Origin of the sequence: Streptomyces albus subsp. albus, from assembly GCF_000719865.1 — a bacterium.
In the GTDB taxonomy this organism is placed as follows: Bacteria; Actinomycetota; Actinomycetes; order Streptomycetales; family Streptomycetaceae; genus Streptomyces; species Streptomyces albus_E.
In genome coordinates this window covers 24,212-38,487 of record NZ_JOID01000025.1, presented here as the reverse complement: position 1 = coordinate 38,487, position 14,276 = coordinate 24,212, and the positions used below count along the sequence as shown (strand labels likewise).

Annotated in this window: 10 protein-coding genes; 1 reads left to right on the top strand and 9 read right to left on the bottom strand. The window is 69.7% G+C overall.

From position 1 onward, the window contains the following. Positions 1 to 198: 198 nt before the first annotated feature. The gene (locus tag IF83_RS0123345) at positions 199 to 1,812 is read left to right on the top strand and encodes a recombinase family protein (protein WP_051723231.1); all 1,614 of its coding nucleotides are present in this window, start codon (positions 199 to 201) and stop codon (positions 1,810 to 1,812) included. A 1,184-nt stretch (positions 1,813 to 2,996) separates the two neighbouring features. On the opposite strand, the gene IF83_RS0123340 is transcribed toward IF83_RS0123345, so the two are convergent. From IF83_RS0123340 to folC, 9 genes are all read right to left on the bottom strand, one after another. Continuing rightward, on the bottom strand, positions 2,997 to 4,943 hold the full coding sequence (locus IF83_RS0123340) for a TIGR03960 family B12-binding radical SAM protein (RefSeq protein WP_030547265.1): 1,947 nt from the start codon (positions 4,941 to 4,943) through the stop codon (positions 2,997 to 2,999). 121 nt (positions 4,944 to 5,064) lie between these two features. Beyond that, entirely contained in the window at positions 5,065 to 6,264 is a 1,200-nt protein-coding gene (rodA, locus tag IF83_RS0123335; protein WP_030547263.1) for a rod shape-determining protein RodA, read from the bottom strand. Beyond that, a complete protein-coding gene (gene mrdA / locus IF83_RS0123330; RefSeq protein ID WP_051723229.1) occupies positions 6,261 to 8,390 on the bottom strand; it encodes a penicillin-binding protein 2 in 2,130 nt (709 codons plus the stop codon). The genes rodA and mrdA overlap by 4 nt, the downstream gene beginning before the upstream one ends. A gap of 94 nt (positions 8,391 to 8,484) precedes the next feature. Beyond that, positions 8,485 to 9,192 (bottom strand): rod shape-determining protein MreD, encoded by a 708-nt coding sequence (mreD, locus tag IF83_RS0123325; protein WP_030547259.1) that lies wholly within the window; start codon positions 9,190 to 9,192, stop codon positions 8,485 to 8,487. A 3-nt stretch (positions 9,193 to 9,195) separates the two neighbouring features. Next, positions 9,196 to 10,134: a rod shape-determining protein MreC gene (gene mreC, locus IF83_RS0123320; RefSeq protein WP_030547257.1), complete on the bottom strand. Its 939-nt coding sequence runs from the start codon at positions 10,132 to 10,134 to the stop codon at positions 9,196 to 9,198. A gap of 203 nt (positions 10,135 to 10,337) precedes the next feature. After that, positions 10,338 to 11,357 carry a rod shape-determining protein gene (locus tag IF83_RS0123315; RefSeq protein WP_030547255.1) on the bottom strand — a complete coding sequence of 340 codons (1,020 nt, stop codon included), beginning with the start codon at positions 11,355 to 11,357 and terminating at the stop codon, positions 10,338 to 10,340. A gap of 317 nt (positions 11,358 to 11,674) precedes the next feature. Continuing rightward, the gene (ndk, locus tag IF83_RS0123310) at positions 11,675 to 12,088 is read right to left on the bottom strand and encodes a nucleoside-diphosphate kinase (RefSeq protein WP_030547253.1); all 414 of its coding nucleotides are present in this window, start codon (positions 12,086 to 12,088) and stop codon (positions 11,675 to 11,677) included. 117 nt (positions 12,089 to 12,205) lie between these two features. Continuing rightward, a complete protein-coding gene (locus tag IF83_RS0123305) occupies positions 12,206 to 12,544 on the bottom strand; it encodes a DUF4233 domain-containing protein (RefSeq protein WP_030547252.1) in 339 nt (112 codons plus the stop codon). A gap of 3 nt (positions 12,545 to 12,547) precedes the next feature. Beyond that, the gene (folC, locus tag IF83_RS0123300) at positions 12,548 to 14,077 is read right to left on the bottom strand and encodes a bifunctional tetrahydrofolate synthase/dihydrofolate synthase (protein WP_030547250.1); all 1,530 of its coding nucleotides are present in this window, start codon (positions 14,075 to 14,077) and stop codon (positions 12,548 to 12,550) included. Positions 14,078 to 14,276: the final 199 nt, after the last annotated feature.

Here is a 14,276-nt window from a genome sequence, read left to right as displayed (position 1 = left end):
ACACCGAAGGTTCCCGCAGGGGAGCGGAAACGGGTGCGCCGACACGGACACGGCCGCCGGGACCGGAGCCCCGCCGTGGCGGTCGGCGTACCGGCTGCTCGACGACCGTGAGTGGCCAGCAGCTTCTCCCCCGGATCTGGATGGTGGTGCCCATCTGCCATAGAGTGAAACGCCACCACAACCGGTAACCTGCTGGTCGTGGCAACGAAGAGCAAGCGAGCAACGGCGGCCGAGCGGGCTGCATACGACGTCGAGGCCGAGTGGACACCGGCAGACCTGGCGCTACTGGAGGAGCTGAAGCAGGTCGAGGCCCTGCTCCCCGAGGACTCCCCCCGAGCCCTGCTCTCGGTCCGCCTGTCCGTGTTCACCGACGACACGACGTCCCCCGTCCGGCAGGAACTCGACCTACGCCTACTCGCCAGGGAGAAGGGGTATCGGGTCGTCGGCGTCGCATCGGACCTGAACGTCTCGGCAACGAAGGTTCCGCCGTGGAAGCGCAAGAGCCTCGGCGAGTGGCTGAACGACCGAGCACCCGAGTTTGATGCTCTGCTCTTCTGGAAGCTGGACCGCTTCATCCGCAACCTGTCGGACCTATCGGTCATGGTCCAGTGGGCGGAGCGATACGGGAAGAACCTCGTATCGAAGAACGACCCGATCGACCTGTCTACGACCATCGGCAAAGTTCTCGTTACGGTCATCGGCGGTATCGCGGAGATCGAAGCGGGCAACACGTCGACCCGCGTCACGTCCCTGTGGGAGTACGCCAAGACTCAGGATGCGTGGCTCGTCGGCAAGCCGGCGTACGGATACGTCACGGAAGAGGGAAGGGATGGACGCCCCCGGCTGGCCGTCGACCCCGATGCGCGCACGGCTCTGCACTGGGCTCGGCGCATGGCTCTGCGCGGTCGGTCGGCTCGGTTCATGGTCCGGTGCATGGTTCGTTCGGGACTCATGAGCGAAGGGCTCACGACGACGACTCTCCTCCGCCGTCTCCGCAACCCTGCCACGCTCGGCTACCGCACCGAGGAGCACAAGCACGGAGGAGTGCGCCGCTCTCGGTTCGTGCTCGACAGGCAGGGCAAGCCGATACGGGTCGCTCCGGAGATCTTCACTCAGGAGGAGTTCGACTCTCTTCAGGCGGTGCTCGACGGCCGGTCGAGGAAACAGCCGCCTCGGCAGCCGGGAGGGGCGACCCGCTTCCTGGGGGTCATCGTGTGCGCGGACTGCAAGGGACACATGCTCGTCAAGAAAACCTCGAACAAAGGGCGCTCCTACTCCTACATGCGGTGCACCGACTGTAAGAGCGGAGGGCTCGGCATCCCTGCCCCCGATGCCCTCTACCTCGCTCTCTCGCAGCGCCTCCTGAAGGCTCTCGGCGGCTTCCCCGTGCAAGTGCGCGAGTACGCCGAGGCGTCGGAGATGCGGTCGGAAGTGAAGCGGCTGAAGGAGTCTGCGGCGTACTACATGAGGGAGCTCGAAGCGGGAGGACGGTACGCCTCTTCAGCGTTCGCTCGGGAGCAGGCTCAGGCGACGCTCGACAAGCTCTTGAAGGACTTGGATGCCGTCGACCCTGCGACCCTTCAGGACAGATGGGAGAACGTCCACAACGGCGAGACGTGGTGCGAACGCTGGGAGTCGGGAGGGCTCGAAGCGCTGGAGGAGGACGCCCGTCGAGTCGGCATCAAGTGCGAGGTGACCCGCACGAAGGTGAAGGGGCAGCGCGCCCCGAACGTGAGCCTTCGAGTCCTCCTCCCCAAGGATGCGCAAGACCGGCTGGTCATCAAGGAGGACGCGTTCGCCGTCGAGCTGTGAGGCTCTGGCGCCGATCACTCTCCGCGCCGGCCAGCTTCGACCCTCCGTAACCGGCTCACCTTCGAGACCCCGTCTGTCACCACCGGCAGGCGGGGTCTTTGCGTACAGCACAGAGCCCCTGTCAACCACGGGGGAACGACCGACAGGGGGCCTGAACCGACACTCCTCGGCTCGCTCGACGACAGCGAACGATGTGCAGAGGCGCCGGAACCCCTGGTGACCTGTGCGGCCGGTGCGGCTCATGCACTCGACGTCGACCGCCGCACCGTCCGTCGAGGGGCTTGGCCTGCCACTCGCACCAGAAGATTTCAAGTCCCATGAGACGGTCGTGATGCTATGAGCTCCGCCGACCCTGAGCACTACGCGCCGTTGGCGAAGTCCTGCCATCGCAAGCTTGACGCCTGGCAGGCCCAGCGCCGCATTGGGCTCTCCCTGGCTGCCGCCGTTGCCGACGTTTGTCACCCTCCTTGACGGTGGCAACGAGCCGGATCTGAAGCTTGAGCATGCTGAACGCGGCAAGTACAACGTTCACGGGCGAAGCCATGCGGCCGCGCACCGTCCGCCACCTGAACGATTGGCCCACTCACGAGGCACTGGCCTCTCACTTGCACCGCCTTCACCGCGAGTTCTCGGACCGGATCGTGCGGGTTTGATCGACCCTGAAACCGTGGCGCGATCTTGGCCGGTAAGACACGGCGGTGGGGGTCCCGTACTCGCGGGTCATCCCCCGCCCCTCCGGTCCGAGTCGGCGCACGTCGACAGCCACCCGACCGGCCAGGGACTCGCCACGCACCACGCTCGCAAGAGATCACGCAGCCTCGGGCCCAACTTCCTCAGCCGCTCACTCAACGGCCATCACACAGTCACACAGCAGCGACAACACACAGAGCCCCGGCTCTTCCTGGTCATGAACGACTCGGGAAGGTCGGGGCCCTTTTCTGCGTGTGGGCAGGGGTCCGGCTACACCCACTCGATTGAGGCGGAGACGGACACTCGGGACGCTTCTGTATCTGTCGGTATCGGCGCACGAGGAGCGGGGGCAGGGGTTCGCTCCATACGTCGAGCACCCATCCGAGAGAGCGCCTGTACGGCCTGCTCCCGCTCATTCTCGGACAGTTTGGCCAGCGCCTCGACTACCGCCTCACGGGCGCGCTCAGGGAGAGGTAACGGCCTCCCTGACCTGCTCACTTCCCCTCCCTGCCTGTGTTGATGGGAGTGAGTGGGAGCAGGCTCTTACCTGCCGTAGGGCTCAGTTGCGGCCATGTGTCGAACTGTGGACAGACCCCGCAATCGAAGCAGGGAGTCCAGCGGCAGTCCTCGACCTCGGTCTCGTCGAGGGCGTCCTGCCAGTCCTCCCAGAGCCAATCCTTGTCCAGGCCGGAGTCCAGGTGGTCCCAGGGCAGGACCTCCTCGTAGGACCGCTCGCGCGTGGTGTACCAGTCGACGTCCACGCCCTGCGGCGGGAGCACCTTCGCGGCGCACTCCATCCAGCGGTCGTAGGAGAAGTACTCACGCCAGCCGTCGAAGCGGCCGCCGTCCTCGTAGACGGCGCGGATGACGGCGCCGATCCGCCGGTCGCCGCGGGAGAGCAGGCCCTCGACGATGCCGGGCTTGCCGTCGTGGTAGCGGAAGCCGATGGAGCGGCCGTACTTCTTGTCGCCGCGGATCTTGTCGCGGAGCTTGGCCAGCCGGGCGTCGGTCTCCTCCGCGGAGAGCTGCGGGGCCCACTGGAAGGGGGTGTGCGGCTTGGGGACGAAGCCGCCGATGGAAACGGTGCAGCGGATGTCGTTGCTGCCGGAGACCTCGCGGCCCTTGGCGATGACGTTGACCGCCATGTCGCCGATCTGGAGGACGTCCTCGTCGGTCTCGGTGGGCAGGCCGCACATGAAGTACAGCTTCACCTGCCGCCAGCCGTTGCCGTAGGCGGTGGCGACCGTGCGGATCAGGTCCTCCTCCGAGACCATCTTGTTGATGACCTTGCGGATGCGCTCGGAGCCGCCCTCGGGGGCGAAGGTGAGGCCGGACCGGCGGCCGTTGCGGGTGAGCTCGTTGGCCAGGTCGATGTTGAAGGCGTCGACCCGGGTGGAGGGCAGGGAGAGGCCGATCTTGTCCGCTTCGTAGCGGTCGGCGAGGCCCTTGGCGACGTCGCCGATCTCGCTGTGGTCGGCCGAGGAGAGCGAGAGCAGGCCGACCTCCTCGAAGCCGGTGTTCTTCAGGCCCTTCTCCACCATCTCGCCGATGCCGGTGATGCTCCGCTCCCGCACCGGGCGGGTGATCATGCCGGCCTGGCAGAAGCGGCAGCCGCGGGTGCAGCCGCGGAAGATCTCCACGGACATCCGTTCGTGCACGGTCTCGGCCAGCGGGACCAGCGGCTGCTTGGGGTACGGCCACTCGTCGAGGTCCATGACAGTGTGCTTGGACACCCGCCACGGCACTCCGGAGGCGTTGGGCACGACACGGGCGATCCGGCCGTCCGGCAGGTACTCGACGTCGTAGAAGCGGGGGACGTACACCCCGCCGGTCTTCGCCAGCCGGAGCAGCAGCTCCTCGCGGCCGCCGGGCCGGCCCTCCGCCTTCCAGGCCCGGATGGTCTCGGTGATGGTGAGCACGGCCTGCTCGCCGTCGCCGATGACCGCGCAGTCGATGAACTCCGCGATCGGCTCGGGGTTGAAGGCGGCGTGGCCGCCGGCCAGGACGATGGGGTCGTCCTCGGTCCGCTCGGCGGCCGACAGCGGGATGCCGGCCAGGTCGAGGGCGGTGAGCATGTTGGTGTAGCCGAGCTCCGTGGAGAAGCTCAGGCCGAAGACGTCGAACGCCTTGACCGGGCGGTGCGCGTCCACGGTGAACTGCGGGACCCCGTGCTCCCGCATCAGCTTCTCGAGGTCGGGCCAGACGCTGTACGTGCGCTCGGCGAGGACGCCCTCGCGCTCGTTGAGCACCTCGTAAAGGATCATGACGCCCTGGTTGGGCAGTCCGATCTCGTAGGCGTCCGGGTACATGAGCGCCCAGCGGACGTCACAGGCGTCCCAGTCCTTGACGGTGGAGTTGAGTTCTCCGCCGACGTACTGGATGGGCTTCTGAACATGCGGGAGAAGCGCTTCCAGGCGTGGGAAGACCGACTCGACAGGCATCGCGGTGTCTCTCATGAGCGGATAGGGGGACCATCCAGCGTACCGCCCGTTCGGGACCGGGCGGACGCGGACGGAACGGGGGCGGCACGGGGACGGACCGAGGGCGGCGGCGCGGCCGGGCTCAGGCCGAGAGGGGCCGCTGCACCTTGATGGACTGGAGCAGGCCGACCGCGATCCAGACGGCGAACATCGAGGTGCCGCCGTAGGAGACGAAGGGCAGCGGCAGGCCGGCGACGGGCATGATGCCGAGGGTCATCCCGATGTTCTCGAAGGACTGGAAGGCGAACCAGGCGATGATGCCGGCGGCGACGATCGTGCCGTACAGCTCGGTGGTGTCCCGGGCGATGCGGCAGGCGCGCCAGAGGACGACGCCGAGCAGCAGGATGATGAGGCCGGCGCCGAGGAAGCCGAGCTCCTCGCCGGCCACGGTGAAGATGAAGTCGGTCTGCTGCTCCGGTACGAACTGGCCGGTGGTCTGGGTGCCGTTGAAGAGCCCGGTGCCGTAGAGGCCGCCGGAGCCGATGGCGATCCGGGCCTGGTTGGTGTTGTAGCCGACGCCGGCCGGGTCGAGCTCGGGGTTGGCGAAGGCGGCGAACCGGTTGATCTGGTATTCGTCGAGCACACCGAGCTGCCAGACGAGGACGGCGCCGGCGGCGCCGGTGCCCATCAGCCCGAAGACCCAGCGGTTGGAGGCGCCGGAGGCCAGCAGCACGCCCAGCACTATCACCGCCATGACCATCACGGAGCCGAGGTCGGGCATCAGCATGATGATGGCCATCGGCACGGCCGCGAGGGCCAGGGCCTGCACCACGGTCCGGTGGTCGGGGTGGACCCGGTCGCCCGCGTCCACCCGCGCGGCCAGCAGCATCGCCATGCCGAGGATGATGGTGACCTTGGTGAACTCGGACGGCTGGAGGGAGAAGCCGCCGATGTCGAGCCAGGCGTGCGCGCCGTTGATGGTGGTGCCCAGCGGTGTCAGCACGAGGGCGACCAGGACCAGGGAGAGCCCGTAGAGGATCGGCACCGCGCCGCGCAGGGTGCGGTGGCCGAGCCAGACGGTGCCCACCATGAGCGCCAGGCCGATGCCGACGTTCAGGGTGTGGCGCACCAGGAAGTCGTACGGGTCGCCGTTGTTGAGCTCGGTGCGGTTGCGGGTGGCCGACCAGACCAGCAGAGAGCCGAGGCCGGAGAGCGCCAGCGCGGCCAGCAGCATGGGCCAGTCGAGGCGGCGGAGTATCGAGTCGCGCGCGGTGAGCCGGCCCCAGGCGCCCTGCCGGGGGGTGTAGCGGCTGACGGAGAAGCCGAAGCCGGGCGCGGTCACTCGCCGCCCCTCCGTCCGGCCTTGGGCATCGCGGCCGCCTTGATCGAGCCGTCCTCGCGGATCTCCGGCAGGTTCTTCTGCGGCTTGGGCAGCAGCGCCTTCTTCTTGTTGATGCCGCCCTTCTCGTCGATGCCGTAGAGCGCGTTGTAGATGTTGCGCACGGCGGGGGCGGAGGCGCCGGAGCCGGTGCCGCCCTGGGAGATCGTCATGACGATCGCGTAGTCCTCGGTGTACGTGGCGAACCAGGAGGTCGTCTGCTTGCCGTAGACCTCGGCGGTGCCGGTCTTGGCGTGCATCGGAATCTTGTCCTGCGGCCAGCCGCCGAAGCGCCAGGCGGCGGTGCCGCGGGTGGCGACGCCCTCCAGGGCCTTGTCCATCTGCCGCATCGTCTTCTTGTCGACGGGCAGTTTGCCGTGTGCCTTCGGCTCGATCTCCTCGACCTCCTTGCCGTCGGGGCTTACGATCGCCTTGCCGACGGTCGGGGTGTGGAGGGTGCCGCCGTTGCTGATGGCGGCGTAGACCGACGCCATCTGTATGGGGGTGACGAGGGTGTCGCCCTGGCCGATGGAGTAGTTCACCGAGTCATAGGCGTGCAGTTTCATGCCGGCCAGGCAGTTCTCCCGGGAGAGGACGGTGACGTAGTCCTTCTTCTTGGGCCACTGCTTGGCGCGCTCGCACCAGTTCTCCTTGTTGGCCTTCCAGAAGTCCTGCTTCCACTGGCGGTCGGGGACGCGGCCGGTGACCTCGTTGGGGAGGTCGATGCCGGTCTTCTCGCCGAGGCCGAACTGGTGGGCGGTCTCGTAGAACCAGTTCTTGGCGTTCTTCTTCGGCTTGAGGCCGCCGTCCTTGCGCCACTCCTGGTGCGAGAGGCGGTAGAAGACGGTGTCGCAGGAGACCTCCAGCGCCCGGCCGAGGTCGATCAGGCCGTGGTCCTGTGACTCGAAGTTCTTGAAGACCTGGTTGCCGATGCTGTATGAGCTGGTGCAGGCGTAGTTGCCGTTGAAGTCGTAGCCGGCGTTGACGGCGGCGGCGGTCGGGATGACCTTGAAGATGGAGCCGGGGGCGGCCTGGCCCTGGATCGCCCGGTTGAGCAGCGGGTAGTTGGACTTCTTGTTGGTCATCTTGGCGTAGTCCTTGCCGGAGATGCCGCCGACCCAGGCGTTCGGGTCGTAGTCCGGGTTGGAGGCCATGGCGACGACCCGGCCGGTCTTGGCCTCCATCACGACGATGGCGCCGGCGTCGGCCTCGTAGTTGCGGTTGGTGTTGCGGTCGTGCTGCTTGCGGGCTTCCTTCATCGCCAGGTGCAGTTCCTTCTCGGCGAGCGCCTGCACCCGGGCGTCGATGCTCGTGATCACGTTGTGTCCGGCCACGGCCGGGTCGCTCTCGGTCATGCCCATCACGCGGCCGAGCTTGTCCACCTCGTACCGGGTGACGCCGGCCTTGCCGCGCAGCCACTTGTCGTAGGACCGCTCCAGGCCGGAGCGGCCGACCTGGTCCGAGCGGAGGAAGGGCGAGTCGGTGTCCTCGGCCTCCTTGATCTCCTCGTCGGTGACGGGCGACAGATAGCCGAGGACCTGGGCGGTGTCCGCGCCGCCGGGCGCGGCGTAGCGGCGTACGGCGGTGGGCTCGGCGGTGATGCCGGGGAAGTCCTCGGCGCGCTCGCGGATGGTCAGCGCCTGCTGCGCCGTCGCCTCGTCGGTGATCGGGATGGGCTGGTAGGGGGAGCCGTTCCAGCAGGGCTGCTTGGTCTCGGCGTCGCACAGGCGGACCTTCTCCAGGACCTCCTTGGGCTCCATGCCGAGCACACCGGCGAGCCGGGTCAGCACGGCCTCGCCGTCGTCCCGCATCTTCAGCAGTTCGGTGCGGCTGGCGGAGACGACGAGACGGGTCTCGTTGTCGGCGAGCGGCACGCCGCGGGCGTCGAGGATGGAGCCGCGGACGGCCGGTTTGACGACCTGCTGGACGTGGTTGCCCGCGGCCTCGGCCGTGTACTCGTCGCCGTTGCGGATCTGGATGTACCAGAGCCGCCCGGCGAGGGTGGCGAGGAGGGAGAAGACCAGGATCTGGATGGCGATGAGCCGGATGGTGACCCGGGAGGTCCGCCCGGTCTCCGGGATGTTGCTCACTGCGCTGCCCCCTGGGGTGCTGCCGCCGGCGGTGCCGTGCGCGCGGCCCGGCCGGCTCGGTCGTCGGGTCGTACGGGGGTGCCCGGGCGCGTCCTCACAGCCGCTTGACCCCCTTGATGCGGGACGCGCGGACCCTGGCGGGCCGGCCGCCGCCCAGCAGCCCGCCGCGCTGGCCGCCGATGCGGCCTCCGCCCCGGCCGCCGCGCCCGAGGCCGAGCCGCTGCCCGGTGCCGCTGCTCAGCCAGTTGCCGTAGGCGCCCTTGCCGCTGCCGGTGCCGCCCGCGGACTCCGCCAGCGGGTCGCTCTCGGTGCGGCGGGCCAGCGCCATCACCCCGGGGACGACGAAGGGCGCCAGCAGCAGGTCGTAGAGGGCGGCCGTGGCGAGCAGGCCGGGCAGGCCGACCTGGCGGGCGGAGGTGTCGCCGACGAGGGCGCCGACGCCCGCGTAGAGCAGGGTGGTGCCGATGGCCGCGATGACGACGGCCAGCAGGGGGGCGGTGGCCGAGCGGAGCCGGCCGCTCTCCGGCTTGGCCAGGCCGGTCAGGTAACCGATCAGGCAGAGGACGAGGGCGTAGCGGCCGACGGCGTGGTCGGCCGGGGGCGCGAGGTCGGCGAGCAGGCCGGCGCTGAAGCCGATCAGGGCGCCGCTGACATGGCCGTAGACGAGGGCCAGTCCGAGGACGACCAGGAGGGTCAGGTCGGGGACGGCGCCGGGCAGCTGCAGCCGGGCGAGCACGCTCACCTGGATGACGAGGGCGACGACGACGAGGGCCGCGGAGAGCAGGATCCGGTTGAGGCGCATCGGTCAGTTCCCGTCGGGGGCGGGGATGGAGGCGGTGGGCGTGGCGGTGACCGTCACCGTGGGCGTCGGCTTCGGCTGCTTCGGCTTCGGCGGCAGCACGGCATCGCGTGGGTTCTTGCGGGGCGGCTGGACGACGACGCCGACGATGTCGAGCTTGGTGAAGCCGACGAAGGGCCGGACCTGCACCGTGCGGGTGAGTTCTCCCCGGGAGGGGTCGACGCGGGTGACCTCGCCGACGGGCACGCCGGCGACGAAGGGCTTGCCGCCCTGGGAGCCGAAGGTGACCATCCGGTCGCCCTTCTTGACCACGGTCTTGCCGTTGAGCAGCTGGACGCGGAGGTCGCGGCCGCCCTGGCCGGTGGCGAAGCCGAGTTCGCCGCTGCCCTCCAGCCGGGTGCCGACGGTGAAGTCGGGGTCGTTGGCGAGCAGCACGGTGGCGGTCGAGGGGCCGACGGTGGTGACGCGTCCGACGAGGCCGTCGCCGTTGAGCACGGTCATGTCGCGGGCGATGCCGTCCTCGCTGCCGACGTCGATGGTGACCGTCCAGGAGAAGCCCTGGGCCGCTCCTATGGCGATGACCTGGGCGCCCTTGATGCCGTACTGGCCGGCGCCGGCGGTTCTGAGCATCTTGTCGAGTTCGCCAGCGCGGCTGCGGGTGCGGTCGTCGCTGCCGAGTTTGAGCTTCAGGGCGGCGTTCTCCCGTTCCAGGGCCGCGATGCGGCTGTGCCGCTCGCCCGAGTCGCGGACGGCGCCGATGGCGTTGCCGATCGGGTCGACGGCGGACGCGACGCCGTTCTCCACCGGCCCGAAGGCCGATGCGGCGACCTCCCGGGCGCCGTCCAGCGGCGACTCCTCACCGCCGCGGATGTCCACCGTGATCAGTGCGAACGCGATGGCGATCAGCAGCACCAGGAGCAGCCGGCTCTCTCGTGTGTCCCTCACGTGCGGCGGCGTGCCTTCCTCATCGGACCGGTCGGCGGTGCGCCGGGGCCGGTCATCATCGGGGGCCGTGGTCCCGGAAGGATCCGGGGCCACCAGCGGTTCCGACGGCGGAACGGGGTGACGTCCTTGGTGTGCGCGGTCCCCCGCGGGGGCGGCGGGTGACGCGCCGGCCGGACGGTGCCGGCGCGGCGCGCACCCGGGGTCTAGCGGCGGGGCTGGGAGTCCAGCACCTGCTGGAGCGCCTCGAACTCCTCCACGCACTTGCCGGAGCCGAGCGCGACGGAATCGAGGGGGTTCTCGGCGATGTGGATCGGCATGCCCGTCTCCTGGCGCAGCCGCTCGTCGAGGCCGCGGAGCAGGGCGCCGCCGCCGGTCAGAACGATGCCGCGGTCCATGATGTCGCCGGACAGCTCGGGCGGGCACTTGTCGAGGGTGGTCTTGACGGCGTCGACGATGGAGTGGACGGGCTCCTCCATGGCCTTGCGGACCTCGGCGGAGGAGATCACCACGGTCTTCGGCAGGCCGCTGACGAGGTCACGGCCCCGGATCTCGGTGTGCTCGTCCTCGCCGGAGTCGAAGGCGGAGCCGATCGTGATCTTGATGTTCTCGGCGGAACGCTCACCGAGGAGGAGGCTGTACTCCTTCTTGATGTGCTGGATGACCGCGTTGTCCAGCTCGTCCCCGGCGACCCGGATCGACTGGGCGGTGACGATGCCGCCGAGGGAGATCACGGCGACCTCGGTGGTGCCGCCGCCGATGTCCACGACCATGTTGCCGGTGGCCTCGTGGACCGGGAGGCCGGAGCCGATCGCGGCGGCCATCGGCTCCTCGATGATGTGCACCTGCCGGGCACCGGCCTGCGTGGACGCCTCGATCACGGCGCGGCGCTCGACCCCGGTGATGCCGGACGGCACGCAGACGACCACCCGCGGACGGGCCAGATAACGCCGCTTGTGGATCTTGAGGATGAAGTAGCGGAGCATCCGCTCGGTGATCTCGAAGTCGGCGATGACGCCGTCCTTGAGCGGGCGGACGGCGACGATGTTGCCGGGGGTGCGGCCGATCATCTTCTTCGCCTCGGCGCCGACCGCCAGAATTCCGCCGGTATTCGTATTGATGGCGACGACCGAGGGCTCATTGAGGACGATGCCGCGGCCTCGGACATACACCAGGGTGTTCGCGGTGCCGAGGTCGACAGCCATGTCACGGCCGATGAACGACATGTTGTTCCCCATGAGGATATGTCTGGCCTTCCCAGCTGGAAATGATGACTTTTGAGGTCAGGCGGGGTGAGCACGGTGGGTGTGAAGCTTCCATCGTAGTCACGACCGCGGCGGCTTCGCGCGACGGCCCTCCCATTGTCGGGGGAAGGAATGCCTGCCTCTGTCATGCTGACGTCGTGTCGGAGGGATGGGTTCCCCTCCGGGGCCGCGCATATGCCAAGGGGCGGCCGGTTTCCTCGGCCGCCCCAGGTCACACGGGGGTTACGACTGACAGGACGTCAGATATTGGCGCCGGGCACGACGGTCCTCCGGGAGACTCAGACCACCCCGGGGAAGAACAGCTTGAACTCCCGTTCGGCGGACTCCTCGGAGTCCGAGGCGTGGATGAGATTCTCGCGCACGATGGTGCCGAAATCGCCGCGAATGCTGCCGGGACCGGCGGCGATCGGGTCGGTCGGGCCGGCCAGCGCGCGGACGCCCTCGATGACCCGTTCCCCCTCGACGGCCAGCACCACGACCGGGCCGGAGGACATGAACTCCACCAGCGGCTCGTAGAACGGCTTGCCGACGTGCTCGCCGTAGTGCTGCTCCAGCACTTCGCGGCTCAGCTCGCGCAGCTCCAGCGCGCTGATCCGCCAGCCCGCCTTCCGCTCGATACGGCCGATGATCTCGCCGATCAGATTCCTCCTGACCGCGTCCGGCTTGAGGATGACGAGCGTGCGCTGGCTCACGGCATGAGCTCCTTCGTTTCTGCGGGTGCGGGGTGGCACGAGGCTACAGGGGCGGCCGGTACGGGCGGCACGCCGCCGCCGGTTTCCCGGACCCCGCCGCCGGACGGCGGGGCCGGGTCAGGCCGCGGCGCCCGAGGCGTGCCGGGCCTTCGCCTCGTCGATCTTGCGGCCGTAGTGCACCGAGGCCCACCACAGGCCGGCGAAGACGGCCCCGAGGAAGAACATCACGGGCACCACCAGACCGCCGGCGATCAGCGCCACCTGGAGCGCCCAGCCGATCCCCACCGCCCCCGGCCGGGACAGCACGCCGGCCAGGGCCAGACAGAGCACCATCGCCGTGCCGCTCACGGCCCAGATCAGGCCGGTGGAGAGGTCGGAGGTCCGCATCACGACCAGCCCGGCGAATCCGATCACGAAGAACTCACCGATCAGCGTGCTCGCACACAGCGTCCGCATCGCTCAGCCCCTGCCCTTCCCCAGCAGCAGCCGGGCCTCGCCCACCGTGATCACCGAGCCCGTCACCAGCACTCCCGCGGCGGCGAACTCGCCCTCCTCCTCGGCCAGGGTGATCGCCGCCTCCAGGGCGTCGTCCAGCCGGGGTTCCACCTGCACCCGGTCCTCGCCGAACACCTCGACGGCGAGCGCCGCCAACTCGTCCACGTCCATGGCCCGGTGGGTGGAGTTGCGGGTCACCACGATCTCGTGGAACACCGGCTCGAAGGCCTCCAGCAGCCCCTTGACGTCCTTCTCCGCACTCGGGCCGACCACGCCGACCAGCCGGCTGAAGCCGAACGCCTCGGTGACCGTCGCGGCCGCCGCGCGGGCCCCCGCCGGATTGTGCGCCGCGTCCAGGACGACCGTCGGGCTCTTCCGCACGATCTCCATCCGGCCCGGTGAGACCACCGAGGCGAAGGCCGTGCGGACCGTGTCGGCGTCCAGCAGCCGGGCGTGCTCGGAGCCGATGCCGAAGAACGCCTCCACGGCCGCCAGCGCGACCGCCGCGTTGTGCGCCTGGTGCGCGCCGTGCAGCGGCAGGAAGATCTCCGGGTACTCACCGCCGAGGCCGCGCAGCGCCAGGAGCTGCCCGCCGACCGCGATCTCGCGGCTGATCACGCCGAACTCCATGCCCTCGCGGGCCACCGTGGCGTCCACCTCGACGGCCTTCTTGAGCATGGCCTGCGCGGCGTCCACCGGCTGCTGGGCGAGGACGACCGTGGCGCCCGGCTTGATGATCCCGGCCTTCTCCACGGCGATCTCGCCGGTCGAGCCGCCGAGCCGGTCGGTGTGGTCGAGGTCGATGGGCGTGACGACGGCGACGCCGGCCTCGATCACGTTGGTGGCGTCCCAGCTGCCGCCCATGCCGACCTCGACGACCGCGACGTCCACGGGCGCGTCGGCGAAGGCGGCGAACGCCATGCCCGTGAGCACCTCGAAGAAGGAGAGCCGGTGCTCCTGCGCGGTGTCGGTCATCTCGACGTACGGCGCGATGTCGCGGTATGTCTCGATGAACTTCGCGGCGGGGACGGGCGCGCCGTCGATGCTGATGCGCTCGGTCACCGACTGGACGTGCGGGCTGGTGTAGCGCCCGGTGCGCAGCTCGAAGGCGGTCAGCAGGGCCTCGATCATGCGGGCGGTGCTGGTCTTGCCGTTGGTGCCGGTGATGTGGATCGACGGGTAGGAGTGCTGCGGCTCGCCGAGGACGTCCATCAGCGCGCTGATGCGGGTGAGGGACGGCTCCAGCTTCGTCTCCGGCCAGCGGCCCGCCAGTTCGGTTTCGACCTCCCGGAGCAGTCGGTCGGTCTCCGGGTCCTCCGGGCGGCCGGGGACCTCGTCGGCCCCGAGCGGACCGGCCTGGGTGCGCAGGGTGCGGCTGCCCGCCTCGATCACCGCCAGGTCCGGATCGCGGTCGGTCTCCGCCTCGACGATCCTGTCGAAGGGGTCCTCGGGTTCGTCGGGCTCGGGATTCCCGTGCGGGGCGCGCTCACTCACGGGGGTCAGTCTACGGAGCCGTACGGGTGCCGCGGCCCGACCGGGCCGTGCTCCCGGTCACCCCCGCCGCGGTGGGCCCGGCGGGCCGGCCCGCCCGGCCGACGAGGGGAACGGGCGTACGGAGGGAACGTCACGGACCGCCGCGTCCCCCGCGTCCGGCGGAAGGCCGGGCGCGGGGGACGGTGCGGCGGGACCGCCG

Excerpts from the sequence above, each read along its gene's own strand:
- IF83_RS0123340 (WP_030547265.1), bottom strand. The coding sequence starts at position 4,943 with ATGCCTGTCGAGTCGGTCTTCCCACGCCTGGAAGCGCTTCTCCCGCAT.
- mreD (WP_030547259.1), bottom strand. The coding sequence starts at position 9,192 with ATGCGCCTCAACCGGATCCTGCTCTCCGCGGCCCTCGTCGTCGTCGCC.
- IF83_RS0123315 (WP_030547255.1), bottom strand. The coding sequence starts at position 11,357 with ATGTCGTTCATCGGCCGTGACATGGCTGTCGACCTCGGCACCGCGAAC.
- IF83_RS0123305 (WP_030547252.1), bottom strand. The coding sequence starts at position 12,544 with ATGCGGACGCTGTGTGCGAGCACGCTGATCGGTGAGTTCTTCGTGATC.